The organism is Mucilaginibacter sp. OK268 (genome assembly GCF_900103125.1).
GTDB lineage: Bacteria > Bacteroidota > Bacteroidia > Sphingobacteriales > Sphingobacteriaceae > Mucilaginibacter.
In genome coordinates, this window is the sequence record NZ_FNJV01000004.1 from 175,450 (window position 1) to 192,524 (window position 17,075).

At 44.6% G+C, this 17,075-nt stretch carries 15 protein-coding genes; 11 read left to right on the forward strand and 4 right to left on the reverse strand.

Annotation, left to right across the window (positions count from 1 at the left end; translation table 11 throughout):
* Positions 1 to 52: 52 nt before the first annotated feature.
* Entirely contained in the window at positions 53 to 2,032 is a 1,980-nt protein-coding gene (locus tag BLR84_RS15445) for an alpha-ketoacid dehydrogenase subunit alpha/beta (RefSeq protein WP_090469803.1), read from the reverse strand.
* A 59-nt stretch (positions 2,033 to 2,091) separates the two neighbouring features.
* Here BLR84_RS15445 and BLR84_RS15450 point away from each other — a divergent pair, with 59 nt between their 5' ends.
* Complete coding sequence (locus BLR84_RS15450; RefSeq protein WP_090469806.1) at positions 2,092 to 2,943, forward strand: DUF4198 domain-containing protein; 852 nt, start codon at positions 2,092 to 2,094, stop codon at positions 2,941 to 2,943.
* A gap of 175 nt (positions 2,944 to 3,118) precedes the next feature.
* Here BLR84_RS15450 and BLR84_RS15455 read toward each other — a convergent pair whose 3' ends face one another.
* A complete protein-coding gene (locus tag BLR84_RS15455) occupies positions 3,119 to 4,162 on the reverse strand; it encodes a hypothetical protein (RefSeq protein WP_090469809.1) in 1,044 nt (347 codons plus the stop codon).
* A 614-nt stretch (positions 4,163 to 4,776) separates the two neighbouring features.
* Between BLR84_RS15455 and BLR84_RS15460 the strand changes: the two genes are divergently transcribed.
* The 9 genes from BLR84_RS15460 (at position 4,777) to BLR84_RS29710 (ending at position 14,133) form a co-directional block, all read left to right on the forward strand.
* Complete coding sequence (locus tag BLR84_RS15460; protein WP_369829183.1) at positions 4,777 to 5,736, forward strand: AAA family ATPase; 960 nt, start codon at positions 4,777 to 4,779, stop codon at positions 5,734 to 5,736.
* A 165-nt stretch (positions 5,737 to 5,901) separates the two neighbouring features.
* On the forward strand, positions 5,902 to 6,783 hold the full coding sequence (locus tag BLR84_RS15465) for a DUF58 domain-containing protein (protein ID WP_090469814.1): 882 nt from the start codon (positions 5,902 to 5,904) through the stop codon (positions 6,781 to 6,783).
* A complete protein-coding gene (locus BLR84_RS15470) occupies positions 6,780 to 7,760 on the forward strand; it encodes a BatD family protein (protein ID WP_255366955.1) in 981 nt (326 codons plus the stop codon). Before BLR84_RS15465 ends, BLR84_RS15470 begins: the two co-directional genes overlap by 4 nt.
* Positions 7,757 to 8,758, forward strand: a complete 1,002-nt coding sequence (locus tag BLR84_RS15475) for a vWA domain-containing protein (protein WP_176852080.1) — start codon at positions 7,757 to 7,759, stop codon at positions 8,756 to 8,758. The genes BLR84_RS15470 and BLR84_RS15475 overlap by 4 nt, the downstream gene beginning before the upstream one ends.
* Before the next feature lie 139 nt (positions 8,759 to 8,897).
* Entirely contained in the window at positions 8,898 to 9,938 is a 1,041-nt protein-coding gene (locus BLR84_RS15480) for a vWA domain-containing protein (protein WP_090469817.1), read from the forward strand.
* Complete coding sequence (locus BLR84_RS15485; protein WP_090469820.1) at positions 9,935 to 10,693, forward strand: tetratricopeptide repeat protein; 759 nt, start codon at positions 9,935 to 9,937, stop codon at positions 10,691 to 10,693. Before BLR84_RS15480 ends, BLR84_RS15485 begins: the two co-directional genes overlap by 4 nt.
* A 166-nt stretch (positions 10,694 to 10,859) precedes the next feature.
* Positions 10,860 to 12,692 (forward strand): BatD family protein, encoded by a 1,833-nt coding sequence (locus tag BLR84_RS15490; protein ID WP_090469822.1) that lies wholly within the window; start codon positions 10,860 to 10,862, stop codon positions 12,690 to 12,692.
* A gap of 195 nt (positions 12,693 to 12,887) precedes the next feature.
* On the forward strand, positions 12,888 to 13,646 hold the full coding sequence (locus tag BLR84_RS15495; RefSeq protein WP_255366956.1) for a tetratricopeptide repeat protein: 759 nt from the start codon (positions 12,888 to 12,890) through the stop codon (positions 13,644 to 13,646).
* A gap of 265 nt (positions 13,647 to 13,911) precedes the next feature.
* Entirely contained in the window at positions 13,912 to 14,133 is a 222-nt protein-coding gene (locus BLR84_RS29710; RefSeq protein WP_143013920.1) for a hypothetical protein, read from the forward strand.
* Between the two features lie 184 nt (positions 14,134 to 14,317).
* Here BLR84_RS29710 and BLR84_RS15500 read toward each other — a convergent pair whose 3' ends face one another.
* Positions 14,318 to 15,208 (reverse strand): PfkB family carbohydrate kinase, encoded by an 891-nt coding sequence (locus BLR84_RS15500; RefSeq protein WP_090469824.1) that lies wholly within the window; start codon positions 15,206 to 15,208, stop codon positions 14,318 to 14,320.
* Between the two features lie 321 nt (positions 15,209 to 15,529).
* On the opposite strand from BLR84_RS15500, the gene BLR84_RS15505 reads away from it, so the two are divergent.
* On the forward strand, positions 15,530 to 15,931 hold the full coding sequence (locus BLR84_RS15505) for an EthD family reductase (RefSeq protein ID WP_090469826.1): 402 nt from the start codon (positions 15,530 to 15,532) through the stop codon (positions 15,929 to 15,931).
* Positions 15,932 to 16,254: 323 nt separating this feature from the next.
* Here BLR84_RS15505 and BLR84_RS15515 read toward each other — a convergent pair whose 3' ends face one another.
* Positions 16,255 to 16,983: a heavy-metal-associated domain-containing protein gene (locus BLR84_RS15515; RefSeq protein WP_090469832.1), complete on the reverse strand. Its 729-nt coding sequence runs from the start codon at positions 16,981 to 16,983 to the stop codon at positions 16,255 to 16,257.
* Between the last annotated feature and the right edge of the window lie 92 nt (positions 16,984 to 17,075).

The window sequence follows — 17,075 nt, forward strand, 5'->3', positions numbered from 1 at the left end:
AGAGGCCTGCCCACCATGCTTCGACGGCGCTCAGCATGACACCTCGTGTTAACTAATACTTTAGCAACCTCTCCACCGTTTCCTCCAGCCTTGCTTTCGCCAAAAATTGGTCTTCCAGGGCTTTGTTCATGGGGATGGCGGTATCCAGGCTGCCGCAACGCATTACGGGGGCATCCAGGTATTTAAAGCAATGCTCAGCAATATGCGCGGCTATCTCCGCGCCAAAACCACTGGTTAGGGTATCTTCATGCAATACCAGGGCTCTGCCGGTTTTCTTTACGCTTTCTTCCACTGCCTGGTGATCCCATGGCAGCAGGCTGCGCAGGTCGATGATCTCGAGCGATAGTTCAGGATGTTTTTCGGCATATTCCAGGGCCCAGTGTACACCCAGGCCAAAGGTAATAATACTGGCTTGTGTGCCCTGTTTCACTACATTGGCTTTGCCAATTTCTATCAGCACATCGTTATCGGGTACATCGCCGCTGATGCTGCGGTACAAATATTTATGTTCAAAATAAATGACCGGGTTAGGGTCGTCAATAGCGGCTAATAGCAAACCCTTGGCATCAGCCGGGAAAGCTGGATAAACTACTTTTAGTCCGGGTGTTTTGGTGAACCAGGCCTCGTTGCTCTGCGAGTGGAAAGGGCCTGCGCCTGTACCTGCACCTGTAGGCATCCGCACCACCATATCAACCGCTTGTGCCCAGCGATAGTGTGTTTTGGCCAGGTTGTTAATGATCTGGTTAAAACCACAGGTAACAAAATCGGCAAACTGCATTTCAACAATGGCTTTGTAACCATTCAGGGCCAAGCCCATGCCTGCTCCCACTATGCCCGATTCGCAAATAGGCGTGTTACGCACACGCGGCTTGCCAAATTCTTCCAAAAAGCCCTGGGTAATCTTGAAGGCGCCACCGTATTCGGCAATATCCTGCCCCATGATCACCAGGTTGGGGTGTTTGCGCATAGCCTGGCGCAGTCCATCGCTTATAGCATCAATATAACGTTTATGGGTTGCCGGGGTTGCAGTAGGTTGTGCAGCCGGGAATTGGTAAGGCTGATACATGTCCAGCACTTCGGTTGCTATATCCGGTATAATATCTGCCTCGTTGTATACCTTTTCAAATTCCGTTTCAATAAGCGTGGTGATCTCTTTTTTAAATACCGGGATCCACTCCGGACGGATCACACCTTCGTCCAATAAATATTGCTCAAAATTGGCTACCGGATCTTTACCGGCCCACCATTCAAACAAATTCTGTGGAACATATTTAGTTCCCGAGGCTTCCTCGTGCCCCCGCATCCTAAAGGTCATACACTCCAACAGTACCGGTCGCGGATTTTCACGGATGCTATCGTTTATCTCTTTAATGGTGTGATAAACCTCCAGTATGTTGTTGCCGTCAATGCGGCGGCCTTCTATACCATATCCTACAGCTTTATCAACTAGTTTTAAACAATTGTATTGCTCGTTCACTGGGGTCGATAGACCGTAGCCGTTGTTCTCGATCAAAAATATAACCGGTAGTTTCCAAACTGAGGCAATGTTGAGGGCCTCATGAAAATCACCTTCGCTGGTAGCTCCCTCGCCGGTAAATACCAGGGTCGATCTTTTCCGGTCCGCTAAAACATCTGCCAGGGCAATACCATCGGCCAGGGCCAGCTGCGGCCCCAGGTGCGATATCATCCCGATGATCTTATATTCCTGCGTGCCGAAATGGAATGAGCGGTCGCGCCCCTTGGTAAAACCCGAAGGCTTACCCTGCCACTGGGCCATCAGCCGGGAAAGCGGGATATCGCGGGTAGTAAAAACACCCAGGTTGCGATGCATGGGCAATATATATTCGTCGTTTTGCATGGCCAGCGTACTGCCCACGGCAATAGCTTCCTGCCCTATTCCCGAAAACCATTTGCCAATGCGGCCCTGGCGTAAAAGGATCAGCATCTTCTCCTCAATGAGGCGCGGCAGCAACAGTTTTTTGTAAAAAAATGTTAAATTTTCGTTATTCAGGCTTTTACGGTCAAAAATCATACTGTAAAACTACTGAAGTTTTTAAAACTTTGTATGTTTGGTAATCCTATCTAATAACTATGAAACGAAACGGACTTTTACTCCTCGCGCTCTTGCTGATCATTGGGTTTGCCGCCAGCTCACAGGATTATTTTTTGCTGCCGGAATCCTTTAACATGAAAAAAGGCGACAAGCTCAGTCTGCACCTGTTAAGCGGTAATGATTTTCAAAAAGACGCCGAATACCGGTATAAAGATGCCAAGTTGACCAAGTTCATGTTGTATGAAGGATCAAAAAAGACCGACCTGACACAGGCCCCCAAAGATACATCGGCCAATGTGCTGAATTACAAGCTGGAGAATAGCGGAATAGCCCTCATCGAGATGGTGAAAAGCGAAAGCATCGAATCGGAAAGAAATAAATTCTTGAAATATCTGGATAACGAAGGGTTGGATAAGATAGCCGAAGATGCCAAGAACAGCAACCAGCAGTATTTTGTCGAAAAAACAAACCGGTACTTAAAAACGCTGATATCAGTTGATAAACCCAACGGTAAGGATTTTGATAAACCGCTTGGCGAAACTTATGAAATAGTAATACAGCAAAACCCGTATAAAGCCAGCTATGGCGATGATGTAACCGCCCAGGTACTATTTAAAGGAAAGCCTTTGAAAGATGCCGTGGTAATTGTATACATCAGAACTATAAACGGTAATGTGTTCCCGCAAAAACTAAGCTCTGATGCCCAGGGACAAATCTATTTTAAACTGAGCCGTGAAGGCGTATACATGATCAGCTCGGTACATGTGGAAACATCGACCGATAAAAATGCCGATTTTGAAAGCTGGGGTGCCACCTTCACTTTCGCGTTCAAAAACGCGGATAGCGCGCCCAATACTTATAAAGAGTTTGGCTTTGGGGATAAGCACTGAGTTAGATGTGCGGATGTGCAGATTTCAGATGTGCGGATGATTAGAAAATAGCCAGTAAAACATAGTTTGTTATTCTGAGCGCAGCGAAGAATCTGTTGTTCAGTATGCATGTTAGCGGATAGATCCGTCACTACGCTCAGGATGACAAGTTTAAAATATAAGCCTCTCAACATTATTAAAATTTCACATACCCAAACGTAGTCAACTGTTTGCTGCTGCGGTTGGCATCGGTAATAATCAATGCACCATCCCGGTAAAGTGTTATACCTTCCCAGTTATTTTTTGGTGCAGGGAATGCCGCGGTAACCTGTTTCCAACGTTTATCTTTCCGGTTCTTGAGCATCACAATGCGGCCATAGTTGGTGCTTTTCTTTTTCAGATAATCCGGGTTTTGGGTAATATTATCCTTCAGATCGGGAATGCTTGCTTTTATATTTTCTTCTTGGTTTTTAAGCTGATCGTTATTAAGGTAAGCATCATAGTCGCCGTTCCAGAAATAATTGATGCCGTAGATCTTATCCTTTTTGGTAGCCACCATATCCGTTATCCTGAAATAGAGGAACGGTACTTTTACAGATTGTGGAGCCTTCTGAAGCGAAGTATCAATCAAATAACCTTTACCACCGCCAGGCATCCCGTTATACTCGTAATAAGCCAGCAGCTTTTTCTCTTTAGGCAGCCAGGTAACGCTTTCAAACCCCGCGTTGTTAATACGCAGGGGCCTTTTAAGCGTCGCGAAGTGCAGAGGATCGATAGTGATGGTATTTTGAAGGGTGTCCAGGACTCCCCGGAGCAGAAAGCAATAGTCGTAAGTATCGTTGGTTTCGATAGACAGGTATGCTATATTATTGACAATGGTTATAGCCTCAAAACCTTCATAATAAGTTTTTACGGAGTCGGGCAATTTATCCAGATTTTTAACACGGATGGGCCGGTAAGCGGTTAACGCCGTGTCTTTACCATCTATCACGCGGCCGACACTATCGGCCAGCAGGCTGTATATAAAAAAGTCGCCATCAAGTTTGGTTTCTTTATGACTGCCGTATTGCGGTTCAAGGTAAACCCTGCCGGCGTATAGCGTCATGCCCGAAAATTCTTCGTTTACACTACTGATGTTTGGCGGAAGGGGGATGTTTTTAAATGCAGTTTGACTGTGAACAATGCCTGAGAAAAATATACTGCCAGCAAGCAGCATGAGGAGTAGATATTTTTTGTACATGTATATTACAATAGCTGATAATACTTTAAAGGTAGCCAAATCGTTCTGTTTCTGTTATAAGAATTTGGTTACAAACGCCGATTATTTCCGAATGCATAGTAATGCCATTGACTTAACAATTAGTAAGTGCACCGGTAGGTGCAAAAGCTCGGTAGGAACCAATAGTAGTACATTTCGCGTGCCGTAGGTACGCCACATAATCCGCTGATAAATAACACAGGGTTTTCGTACCTACGGCACGGTACTTTTATTCTTTTGTTTTCTGCCGAGCTTTGACCCCGATGGGGTCGGGGCTAATTTCTTAACTCAGTGACATTGATATGTATCTGAAAAGTTATTAAAGCCTCTTTTTATATAATAGTCGCTTTAGGCTTTCTGCTTTGCGCTTTAGGCTCATAAAAACCTATATATTTACGGCGAACGACAAAGATTTAACAAATTTTAACATTTAAGCGGGCATTTTTTTTGGCGAAAAAATGTTAAGGTGAGTAAGTTTGCCTACCGAACAAAAAAGAAGCATGGAAGAATTAAAAAGTAATACTGAAAACGTTTCATCAGGCACTGTACCTGGTAGCTTATCGTATTCAACCGATATCAGGGCGCTGAATGAAATGATACAAAGAGAAAGCGCTTTTATCGACCTCCTGAAATTGGAGATGGATAAAGTGATCATCGGGCAAAAATATATGGTGGAACGCTTACTGATCGGTTTGCTGGCCGACGGGCACATCCTTTTGGAAGGAGTTCCGGGACTGGCAAAAACGCTGGCCATCAACACGCTGGCCAAAGCCATCCAGGCCGACTACAGCCGGATCCAGTTTACCCCCGATCTTTTACCGGCCGATTTGCTGGGTACCATGATATACAACCAGAAAAAAGAAGAGTTCATTGTGCGTAAAGGACCGCTGTTCTCCAACTTTATCCTGGCCGATGAGATCAACCGTGCGCCAGCCAAAGTGCAAAGCGCGCTGCTGGAAGCGATGCAGGAACGCCAGGTAACTATTGGCGACAATACCTTCCCGCTGCCAAACCCTTTCCTGGTACTGGCTACCCAGAACCCGATTGAGCAGGAAGGTACCTACCCGCTGCCCGAAGCACAGGTTGACCGTTTTATGCTGAAAGTGGTGATCAACTATCCGGATAAGGAAGAGGAGAAACGCATCATCCGTGCCAATATATTGCCGGGCGGTATGCCAAAACCATCGCCTATCATCAAACCGGAGGAAATTGTGCGTGCCCGTAAAATTGTAAGGGAAGTGTACATGGATGAGAAGATAGAGCAATACATTATTGATATTGTTTTCGCTACCCGTTACCCTGAGCAGGCAAAACTGGCGCACTATAAAAACCTGATCACCTTTGGCGCATCGCCAAGGGCGAGTATCAACCTGGCGCTGGCCGCGAAAGCCTACGCGTTCATCAAACGCAGGGGCTATGTGATCCCCGAGGATGTGCGTGCCATCTGCCATGATGTACTGCGTCACCGTATCGGTTTAAGCTATGAAGCCGAGGCTGAGAACATCACCTCAGAAAATATTATTACAGGGATATTGAACGTGGTAGAAGTACCGTAAGAAAAGAATCAAGAGATAAGAGTCAAGAAATAAGAGAAAAAGAATCAAGAGATAAGAGTCAAGAGCCAAGAGAAAAGAATCAAAAATCAAGTATTAAGACAAGAGTTTAAGTTTTTGTCTTGATTCTTGGCTCTTGACTCTTGATTCCACTCTCTCCTCCAAATTATGGCTAAGGATACCAAAGAACTGCTAAAAAAAGTAAGGAAGATCGAGATCAAGACCCGGGGGTTGAGCAATCACCTGTTTTCGGGCGAGTACCATTCGGCTTTCAAGGGCCGTGGTATGGCTTTTAGCGAGGTGCGCGAATACCAGCTGGGCGATGAGATTCGCACCATCGACTGGAACGTGACCGCCCGTTTTAACCATCCTTACGTGAAGGTTTTTGATGAGGAGCGCGAGCTTACTTTTATGCTGTTGGTTGACGTGAGCGGCTCTGAAAACTTTGGAACACAAAATCAGCAAAAGCAGGATATAGCCACCGAACTTTGCGCGGTACTGGCATTTTCGGCCATACAGAACAATGATAAGGTGGGCGTGCTATTTTTTAGCGATAAGATCGAAAAATTCATTCCACCCAAAAAAGGCCGCAGTCATATCCTGATGATCATCCGCGAGCTGATCGACTTTAAGCCCGAAAGCAAAGGAACTAATGTTGCCGAAGCGCTCAAATTCTTTACCCGGGCCATCAAGAAAAAGTGTACCGCCTTTATTATTTCCGATTTTATTAGTCCTGCCTTTGAGGATGAATTAAAGATCGCCAATAAAAAGCATGACCTGATTGCCCTGCGCCTTTATGATAAACATGAAGAAGAGTTTCCGAACCTGGGCCTCATCCCGATGAAGGACGAAGAGACTGGCGAACTTTTATGGGTGAATACCTCCGACAAAGCCGTACGCACCGCTTTTAAAGCCGAAGGGCTAAGAAGGAACGGCCAGCTGAGGGAAACCTTTAGCCGCTCGGGTGTGGATTTTACCAGCATTGGTACCCATGAATCATACGTTAAACCACTGATGACATTATTTAAAAAGCGGGAAGGCAAAAGATGATAAAGTGCTTTATAAAACACCTGCTACTGTTAACCATACTGCTTACCGGATTTGTTTACGAAAGCAGTGCGCAAACCGCGGAAGTTGGAGCCAGCCTCGACCGTAAGGCTATTAAAATAGGCGAGCAAACACAGCTGCACATCACAGCCCGTGTACACGTAAAAGATAAGGACAAGGTTGAATTCCCGGTACTGGCAGACAGTATCGCCAATAAAATTTTAATAGTAGGCGGTAAAGCCGATACTGTAGTTGATAAAAATGACGCCAGTATCGAAACCATCGGGCATCATTATCTCATCACCGCATTTGACAGTGGTGAATATGTGATCCCGGCATACGCGTTCCATACCGAGGGTGCTGAGATTAAAACCGCGCCCTTGAAGCTGATAGTAGCCACCGTTGCGGTGGATACCACCAAAGCCGCCTACGATATTAAACAGCCACTGGTTGTTCAGTATACTTTTTTAGACTGGCTGATGGATAACCTGGTGCTGGTACTCATTATAGAAGCAGCCATCATAATCGGCGGGGTACTCTTTTTGATTTTTTACCTGAGGAGTAAGAATAAAAAGAAGGTGGTTGTTGAAGAGCCAAAACCGCTTGTGCCTATTCATGTGTTAGCGCTGCAAAAACTAACCGAACTGCGTAACAGAAAGCTATGGCAGCAGGAGCAGACGAAACAATACCATACCGAGCTTACCGATATTATGCGCGACTACCTGGAAAATCGTTATGTGATCAAAGCGCATGAGCAAACCTCTGACGAGATATTTGCTAGTCTGCGGTACATGGATATAAGCGAAGATAACCGCAACGCGCTGCGCCAGGTGTTGATACTGGCCGATTTGGTGAAATTTGCGAAAGAGAAACCATTGCCGCAGGATAATGAACAAAGCATGGATAATGCCGTTGCCTTTGTGAACAGAACGCAGCAAGCCATTCAATTACCCATTGAAAAGCAAGAGGATAACAAATGAGCTGGTTTAAAGGAATAGAATTTGCCCATCCGGGATTTTTCTGGTTGTTTATCATCATACCATTAATGGTGGCCTGGTACGTATGGAAACAGCGCCAGTTACAGGGCACGCTGGGTGTGCCTACCCTGAAAAGCTTTGCTATTAAAAAAAGCAATACAGCCCGTTTCAGACACGTGGGGATTGTGATACGGTCATTGGCTATTGCCGCCTTAATTGTGGCACTGGCAAGGCCACAGTCGTCATTAAGCTGGCAAAACAGTACTACCGAGGGTATCGATATTATGATTGCCTCCGATATTTCGGGCAGTATGCTGGCCGAGGATTTTAAACCCAATCGCCTGGAAGCCGGTAAAAATATCGCTATTGATTTTATCAAGAACCGGCCTGATGACCGTATTGGCCTGGTGATCTTCAGCGGTGAAAGCTTTACACAGTGCCCGCTCACGATTGACCATGATGTACTGATCAACCTGTACGCCGATATCAAGAACGGTATGATCGAAGACGGAACGGCTATAGGCATGGGTCTGGCTACGGCTGTGAACCGCTTAAGAACCAGCACCGCCAAAAGCAAGGTGATCATTTTACTTACCGATGGCTCCAACAACTCCGGTTCTATACCGCCCATTACGGCTGCCGAGATAGCCAAACAGTTTGGGGTAAGGGTTTATACTGTGGGCTTGGGTACCAATGGTTATGCGCCTTACCCGGTGCCTACACCAATGGGGGTACAATACCAGCGCATGAAGGTGGATATTGACGAAGGTACACTCTCAAAAATTGCCAACATAACCGGGGGCAAGTATTTCAGGGCTACAGATAACGAAACACTGAAGCAGATATATATACAGATTGATAAGCTGGAGAAAGCTAAGATTGATGTAACCCAGTTTCGCAGAAAAACAGAGATGTTTATGCCCTGGGCCATCATAGCACTGGTATTATTATCGCTTGAATTTTTATTGAAAAATACCCTGTTTAAAGGAGCTTTAACATAATTAAAATAGAATCAAGAAAATAGAATCAAGAGTCAAGAAGAAGATGGATTTAGTCAATAAGGTATAATAAGGAATTTAGAGTCAGCAATATTTTTGCATTTGTCTTGATTCTTGGCTCTCGATTCTTAATAAAAAAAAGATGCTACGTTTTGCACATACAGATATTTTATGGGGACTGCTGGTTATTCCGGTATTTATCCTGCTGTTTATTCTGGTAAGCAGCTGGAAAAGGAAAGCCATTGCCTCTTTGGGCGATAAAAAGGTGGTACGCCTCATGATGCCGCAGGTTTCGTTTTCGAGGCCATGGCTCAAGTTTATCTTTTTTGTGGTGGCCTATGCCTTTTTGATCATCGGCATGGCCGATCCGCAGCTGGGTTCAAAAACCGAAGAAGTAAAACGCAAAGGCGCCGATCTGATGATATTGCTTGATGTATCCAACAGTATGCTGGCACGCGATCTGGCTCCAAACCGCCTGGAAAACGCCAAACGGGCTATCTCGCAGTTGGTGGACAGGATGCACGATGACCGTATCGGTCTGATTGTTTTTGCCGGCCAGGCCTATGTACAGTTACCCATGACCACCGATTACTCGGCGGCTAAGCTGTTTTTAAATACCGTAAGTACCGGCATGGTACCTACACAGGGTACGGCTATAGGCGCGGCTATTGATCTGGGCGTAAAATCATTTGATTTTAAGAACGGAACGGGTAAAGCTATAGTCCTGATAACAGATGCCGAAAATCATGAGGATAATGCCATGGAGGCAGCATCATCGGCCAAAAGCAAGGGAGTAATGGTGAACGTTATAGGCGTAGGTTCGGCAGAGGGCGCTCCTATCCCGCTTTATCCGGACGAGGCTAACAGCACTTTTCGTACCGATGAAACCGGTAATAAGATCATCACCAAACTCAATGAAGAAATGGGCAAGGATATAGCAGCAGCCGGTGGAGGTATCTATGTAAGGGCCAACAATTCTAACAGCGGTTTAAGCATTGTGATGGATCAGGTAGCTAAAGTTCAGCGTAAAGAATATGATAACAAATCATTCAAGGATTTTGAAGACCGCTTTCAGTTTTTCCTGGCCATAGCGCTGGCTTTATTAGTGGCGGAGTTTTTTATATCTAACCGTAAAAACATGCGGTTAAGCGGGTTAAAATTATTTGAAGTAAAAAAGTCATGAAGCAATATATCATCGTAGTCATATTGGTGCTGCAGGCTTCTATCCTTTTTGCCCAGCAGGAAAAAAAGTATATCAGAAAGGGTAATCAGCTATACCAGCAGCAAAACTATAAGGATGCCGAAAATAACTACCGGGCATCAGTTGGTAAGCAGGGCAAAACCGTTGCAGGTAACTTTAACCTGGGCGATGCGCTGTACAAGCAAAATAAGTATGCCGATGCAGGGCAGCAGTTTACCAAAATAGCGGCATCAACCAAGAATAAAGACGTTTTGGCCAAAGCCTATCATAATTTGGGTAATTCCATGCTGCAGTCAAAAAAACTGGAAGAAAGCGTAACAGCTTATAAGAAATCATTGTTGAACAACCCCGATGATGAGGAAACACGCTACAACCTGGCTTATGCCCAGGAAAAGCTGAAACAAAAGCAAAAACAGGACAAGAATAAAAACAACAAGAACAATAAGGACAAGAACAAAGATAACAAGGACAACAAAGATAAGGATAAGAAGGATCAGGACAAGAAGAACGACGATAAGAACAAGGACAATAAAGACAATAAGGATAACAAAGACGGCAAGGATAAAAACGACCCGAACAAGAACAAAGGCGACCAGCAACCCAATCCTAACAATGTATCAAAAGATGATGCGGAACGGATGCTGGAAGCCCTGAACAACGATGAAAAACAAACGCAGGATAAGCTTAAAAACAAAAAGCAAAAAGGCGTTAAAATGCACATAGAAAAAGAATGGTAGGTTTAAGTTGTGAGCGACTTTATAAAAATATCGTCATTGCGAGGTGCGAAGCAATCCCCGATTTGCAGAGCCGCTCTGTATAGTTTGGGATTGCTTCGTACCTCGCAATGACGGCAGTTTTAGACTTGTAAAACTTGACTTACAGCTACAGATTTGAAAGAATTAAATGAAAAAAAAATACTGCATATTGTTATTATTTCTGCTGAGTACAAGCCTGCTTTTTGCTGCCGATATTCATTTTACGGCTTCGGCAAGTAAAACAGAAGTAAGTACAACCGAGCAGTTTGAAGTAACTTTTACCATCAATAATAGCGGCGACCGTTTTACGCCTCCTTCATTTACCGGTTTCCTGGTAGTATCGGGCCCTAACGTGTCTACCAGTATGGAAGTTATCAATGGCAACGCTTCTTCGAGCATGGCTTATAGTTATGTACTGGTTGCTGTAAAAGAAGGTACCTATACCATTGGGCCGGCAACTATTTTTTCGGGTGGCCGGCAGCTGAACACCAAACCCCTGAAGATAAAGGCGGTGAAAGGATCGGCGTCTCAGCAGAATAATGCTGCCGCGGCCGCTGCTGCCGCTCAGTCGCAAAATGCGCCCGATAGCCGGGTTACCATGAAAAGACCAGGAACAGATATTAATAAATCATTATTTATCAGGGCCGATGTCGACAAAAGCAACGTGTACCTGGGCGAGCAGATCACTTTAACCTATAAATTGTATACGCGGGTAGCTATAGTAGGCAGCGAACCGGACAAACTTCCGGATCTGAACGGTTTTTTTAGCCAGGATATCAAAAATCCAAATCAGAGCCCAAATTGGCATGTGGAAACTTACAAAGGCGTAAAATTCAACGTGGCCGATATGAAAAAGAATATCCTGTTCCCCGAGCATACCGGTAATATCAACATCGACCCCATATCCATGCTTTTTGTGATACGGGAGGCCGCCAAAGCCAGTGACGACGATATGTTCGGACAGTTTTTTGGCACCTATAATGATGTTAAATACAAGATCAAAAGCGCGCCGACCATTATTCACGTAAAACCACTCCCGCCTGGAAAACCGGATGGCTTTGGTGGCGCGGTGGGTAAATTCTCTATCAGCACTTCCTTAGATAAAAAAGAGATCAAGGCTAATGAGCCGATCAACTATACCATTAAAATTTCGGGAACCGGGAACCTGAAATTGTTAAAGCCATTAAGTCCGGCTTTCCCTGCCGATTTTGAGAAGTACGATCCAAAGACGGAGGACACCATTGCCGAAAAAGAAAGCGGCGAAACCGGCAGCCGTCTTTATAGTTACCTGCTGATACCGCGGCACGAGGGCAATTTTACCATCGATCCGGTTAAGTTTTCGTACTTTAACCCGGCTACCGGCAAATATGTATCGCTGCCAACCCAGGGTTTCACGATAAAGGTGAACAAGGGAACCATGGAAAATAATGTCACCGCTTTTTCCGGTGCCGATAAACAGGATGTAAAATTGCTGAATAAGGACATCCGTTATATTAAAACCAGTGGCGATATCGCCAAAAACGGCGAAGGTTTTTATGACTCGGGCTTGTACTACGGTTTACTGGCTTTTGGTCCGCTGTTGTTTTTAGGCGCCTTGGTATACGGCAAATGGTACGAAAAGAATAACAGCGATATTGTTGAGGTAAAAAGAAGGAAAGCCGGTAAAATAGCAGCCAAACACCTGGCCAGCGCGCAGGCACAGTTAACAGCTAAAAACTCCAAAGCTTTTTACGAAAATGTGTTCAGGGGCCTGTACGGTTATTTAAGCGACAAGCTCAATATTGCCGCAGCCGATCTGAACCGGGAAAAAATTGCTTCGGAACTGAAAGCACGTTCGCTGGATGAAGGACTGATCAATGAACTGCTGGATACGCTTGACCTGTGCGATATGGCACGTTATGCACCGGTATCTGGTATATCAGAACAGCAGATGTTTGACAAAGCAAAAAACATGATCAATGACATTGAAGATAAGTTATAGATGTGCAGATATGCAAAGGTGCGGATGTGCAGATGGTTATGATTTTCAAAATCTAAAGAGGGGTGTCATGCTGAGCCCGTCGAAGCATGGTGGGTGGGCCTCTGCGCGCGCGCTTCGACAAGCTCAGGGTGACAGGCCAATAGTTTAAAATGTTGTGAAATCACTAATTCAATAAATCACTAATTAATCACCCCGATGAGGCGTATTATATATTTGTTATTGCTTACCATATCGCCGCTATTGGCTTTCAGCGATGATGCTACATCGGCGCTGTTTAAAAAAGGTAACGCCGAATATGCCAAAGCCCAATATCCGGCGGCCATAGCATCCTACCAGAAACTGGTTGATGGCGGTTACCGGTCGGTAGCAGTTTACTTTAATTTAGGTAATGCCTATTATAAAAACGGCGATATTCCATCGGCATTGCTGTATTACGAAAAGGCACACAAGCTTTCGCCGGGCGATGAGGATATCCGCATCAATATCCAGCTGGCCAACTTAAAAACTACCGACAAGCTGGAAGCAACGCCCGAGTTTTTTATCACCAAATGGTGGCATAGCTTTATTTTGGCCTGCTCTTTAGGCACCCTGGCTGTGCTGAGTGTGCTGTTGATACTGGCAGGTTCGGGGATATTGATCCTTTATCGCTTTACCTCGTCGGTAACCATTAAAAAAGTCTCCTTTTACTCGGCTATTGCGCTGGTGTTTTTGGGCTTGGTTTGTATTTTTATAGCCGGTAGACAGGCGGATTATTTCGACAGTCATCACGAAGCCATTGTTTTCAGCGGTTCGGTAACCATCAAAAGTGAACCTGCATTAAAGTCCAAAGATCTGTTTATACTGCACGACGGCACCAAGGTTGATATCCTGGAGCATAGTAACGATTGGGTAAAGATCAGGCTATCCAACGGCAACGAAGGCTGGATAAGTGCTACGGATGTAAGGGAGATATAAATAATGTCCACAATTCAATTCCGCGCGTCATTGCGAGGAACGAAGCAATCTCTAAGCTATACAGGGACGTTTTGCATGGCGTATACCCGCTCTTGGCCGCGGGAGGGCCAGTCACGTTTTTCGTTGTTGTTTGTTTTTTTATAGGTACTCAAGATGGCTTCGCCGTATGTCGCCACAAAAGTAACCAAGACCGAGCGAAGCGAGATAATGAGTACCGATAAAAAACAAACAACAACGAATAAAGGCTGTCACCAGAAATGCTTCTTTGCCGCACATAGCCTTTGCCCCGCAAAGCAGTCAGAATCACGGGCTGCTAAACCTTACCTCCAATCGTTCGCACTATTCCCCGGCTTCGGCAAGGTTTGCTAATGCCTCTGCCGTTACACAGGCCACCATATTCTGCCCGCTTTCGTCCGAAGCTTATCTGCTGACGGAGAAGAAAATGTCTTTGCTGCTTGAGTGTTACCTTACTGAATTGAACGATTAATAAAGGAATTTAAAAGGGGTGTCATTTCGAACGAGGTACGAGGAGAAATCTTCTACGCCTGGATAAGCAAATTGTACAAGATTTCTCTTCGCCCGCTAACACAAGCTCCTGCTTTTACCCATCGAAATGGCAAATTTGTTAGAAATTTATTTCTTCCGCCCGCTCATGGTCTATTAACCATTAACTATAAACAGCAAACGTTTTTCTCACCTACTTCCTGCAAATTCAACACATCCTCTTTAGTACCGGTAAACGGTCCTGATGATTCTATTTTGAAACTGGCCATGGCGGCTGCAAATTCGCCTGCTTCCTGGAACGAAGCGCCTTTTGTGCGCTGGTATAAGTATCCGGCCATATAGGTATCGCCGCAACCGGTAGCATCAACAACAGCTGTGGGGATATAGGCAGGCACATTGTAAAAAAGACCATCGGCATAAATTACGGAGCCCATGCTGCCCAGGGTGATCACCACTTCTTTCACGCCCCAGTCGGCTAGTACTAAGGCACCTTTTTTAATATCTGTCAATCCGGTCAAGGCTTCCAGTTCGTGCTCGTTCACCTTTAAAATATCGATGTATTGCAGGGCTTCTTTTTTGGCGGGCCAGTCAACGGGGATCACGTTTTTATCTTCCACCTTGCGTAAATAACCTTGTGCATCCAACGATACCCTGCCACGACTGCTTAGTTCCTTGATGAGGCTAACCGGGATATCATCGGCCAAAAGCGGACCTAAGTGAAAGATCAGGGCATCAATGCCCCGCAATTGTTCTACAGTAAAAGGGGCGGCTTTTTGGAGCACGCGCTGGGTGCGGTGATCCTGGTTGCCCGAGTAAATATTTTCGAAATATACGGTATGGGCACAGGTTGATGCATGAACCTCGGTACCTTTGGCGCGTAAAGCTTCAACGGTTGGCATTTCGTTTTCGGCAAGCGAAGTCACCAGCGTATAGCTTACATCCATATTCCGGATGGCGCTTGAAAAGTAAAAAGATGTGCCACCGGCCATGTGTTTAACCGCCTGTGGTGTCACCACTTTATCTAACGTAATATGCCCTATGCAACAGATATCGTACATGTAATTCCCCTTTTTATAACAAATGCCCTTGATGTTTTATATCCGGAGCAAACCGCAAAGGTAGGTAATAAGATGGTTTTTAAATGTATAATGCTGGTTACATGAAAAAAAATGACATATAGTGGGTAGTTTTAGAATGGATTTTTACCTGTTTAACAAGTGAATAGACCTTAACCGGGCTTGGGTGTAATGTTTCCAGGCGCCGACACGTAATAGGTGAAAGTCAACATTTTGCGGATCGGTTATTTTCGTCACTACGGAAAAATAGGCTGATCCCGGCTTTTTTCGATACCTTTAAATTTAACCTTAAAAGCCTATAAAATGAAAACAAAAGCTATTTTATTGCTCCTGTTTTTGGGAATGTCTGTAAGTTGCCTGCAAGCTCAAACTACAGATGCTCCCAAAGTAAAAAAAGGAATGATCAAAGTAACCGTTCTTTATCCAAATGGAGAAGGGAAAACCTTTGACATGGACTACTACACCAAGAACCATATGCCGTTGATGGCTAAGTTCTTTAACCTCAAAATTTACGCTATTGATAAAGGCATATCAAGCGGAACGCCTGGTACACCGGTTCCGTTCCTGGCCATTGGTTACCTGTATTTCGATAAACTTTCTGATTACGAAACCGCCCTTGCAAAACATTTGGACGAAATTAGAGCTGATTTTCCGAAGTATACCAATATCACGCCACTTATCCAGATCAGTGAGGTGGTTCAATAACGCCTGGATATTCCGCTAAATATTGCGTATATTTGTATATATAAACATAAACAGCCCGGTTTTCCAATCAAAAGGAAAACCGGGCTGTTTTGTTAAGAGGAAAAAGGGAACAAAAACCGACTGTTTTATAGATAGTTATTTGAATATCAATAATTTAATACTTCTTAAACCGCTCAAAACCATGTTAAAATTTGTTAAAAAGTGTTAAAATCGGTGGTTTTGAATGAGTTTTGAGCAGTTTTAGATGCATTTTAGCTCTGTTTTTAGTTAAAAAAGTGTTAAAATAAAGCTTTAAAAAGTTTTTTAGGTAACCTGAGGGTTTCTTAAAGGAAGGTCACCAAGGTTACCCCGCTCATTATGATCATCAGGGCATCTTCTACAATGGTAACCGTGCTCATGGGCAGGTTAAAAACAGCACCCAGACAAGCACATTGAATTTTGCGTTTGTTCAGCACGCTTTGCAGCACACCAATCAAACTTACTGTCATCACCACAAAGGTGACCGCATTTACCGCAATAGGTTGAATACCCAGCGCGAAAGCCAGGCCTAATCCCAGCTCAACAAAAGCATATATATAGCCCCATGCCCTGAACCGCTTTGCTACAATATCATACATGGAATAACTATCCGCAAAGCCCTGGAGGTTAAGCAGTTTAAAAAAGGAGAAGGTGAGGAAAAAGCCGCTCATAAATATGCGCATGGCGGTCATGGTCATAAACCCATGTGCGGTATACCCTGCTATAATAGCTATGGTTAAAATATAGCCGAAAATGAGCAATATGGGTTTATAGGTCGCCAGCCAGGTACGGTTTTCGGTATCCATATCCATACTCATGGTATGCTGTGCTTCACTGAGTTGATACTTGGGATAGTCTTTTAAGGCATCCCGTAAGGTAGATGTAGGGATATGCTGCGCCATGGTGATATCGGCGGTACCTTCGGCAAGGGAGATATCTACCTTTTGTACATCCTTTACCTGCGTAAGCAGGGCTTCAACTTTATGCTGACAACCGCTGCAGGTCATGCCGGTTATTTGATAAGTATGTGTCATGATTTAAATATTAAATTGATAACACAAATTTACCTACAGCAGAGCCGGGCGGCCTTACAGAATTATGGATGGTTGTTATAAGATTTTTATCG

Coding starts and splice junctions, on each gene's coding strand:
- BLR84_RS15490 (WP_090469822.1), top strand. CDS start 10,860: ATGAAAAAAAAATACTGCATATTGTTATTATTTCTGCTGAGTACAAGC.
- BLR84_RS15515 (WP_090469832.1), bottom strand. CDS start 16,983: ATGACACATACTTATCAAATAACCGGCATGACCTGCAGCGGTTGTCAG.
- BLR84_RS15445 (WP_090469803.1), bottom strand. CDS start 2,032: ATGATTTTTGACCGTAAAAGCCTGAATAACGAAAATTTAACATTTTTT.
- BLR84_RS15475 (WP_176852080.1), top strand. CDS start 7,757: ATGAGCTGGTTTAAAGGAATAGAATTTGCCCATCCGGGATTTTTCTGG.
- BLR84_RS15450 (WP_090469806.1), top strand. CDS start 2,092: ATGAAACGAAACGGACTTTTACTCCTCGCGCTCTTGCTGATCATTGGG.
- BLR84_RS15495 (WP_255366956.1), top strand. CDS start 12,888: ATGAGGCGTATTATATATTTGTTATTGCTTACCATATCGCCGCTATTG.
- BLR84_RS15480 (WP_090469817.1), top strand. CDS start 8,898: ATGCTACGTTTTGCACATACAGATATTTTATGGGGACTGCTGGTTATT.
- BLR84_RS15455 (WP_090469809.1), bottom strand. CDS start 4,162: ATGTACAAAAAATATCTACTCCTCATGCTGCTTGCTGGCAGTATATTT.
- BLR84_RS15505 (WP_090469826.1), top strand. CDS start 15,530: ATGAAAACAAAAGCTATTTTATTGCTCCTGTTTTTGGGAATGTCTGTA.
- BLR84_RS15500 (WP_090469824.1), bottom strand. CDS start 15,208: ATGTACGATATCTGTTGCATAGGGCATATTACGTTAGATAAAGTGGTG.
- BLR84_RS15465 (WP_090469814.1), top strand. CDS start 5,902: ATGGCTAAGGATACCAAAGAACTGCTAAAAAAAGTAAGGAAGATCGAG.
- BLR84_RS15470 (WP_255366955.1), top strand. CDS start 6,780: ATGATAAAGTGCTTTATAAAACACCTGCTACTGTTAACCATACTGCTT.
- BLR84_RS15485 (WP_090469820.1), top strand. CDS start 9,935: ATGAAGCAATATATCATCGTAGTCATATTGGTGCTGCAGGCTTCTATC.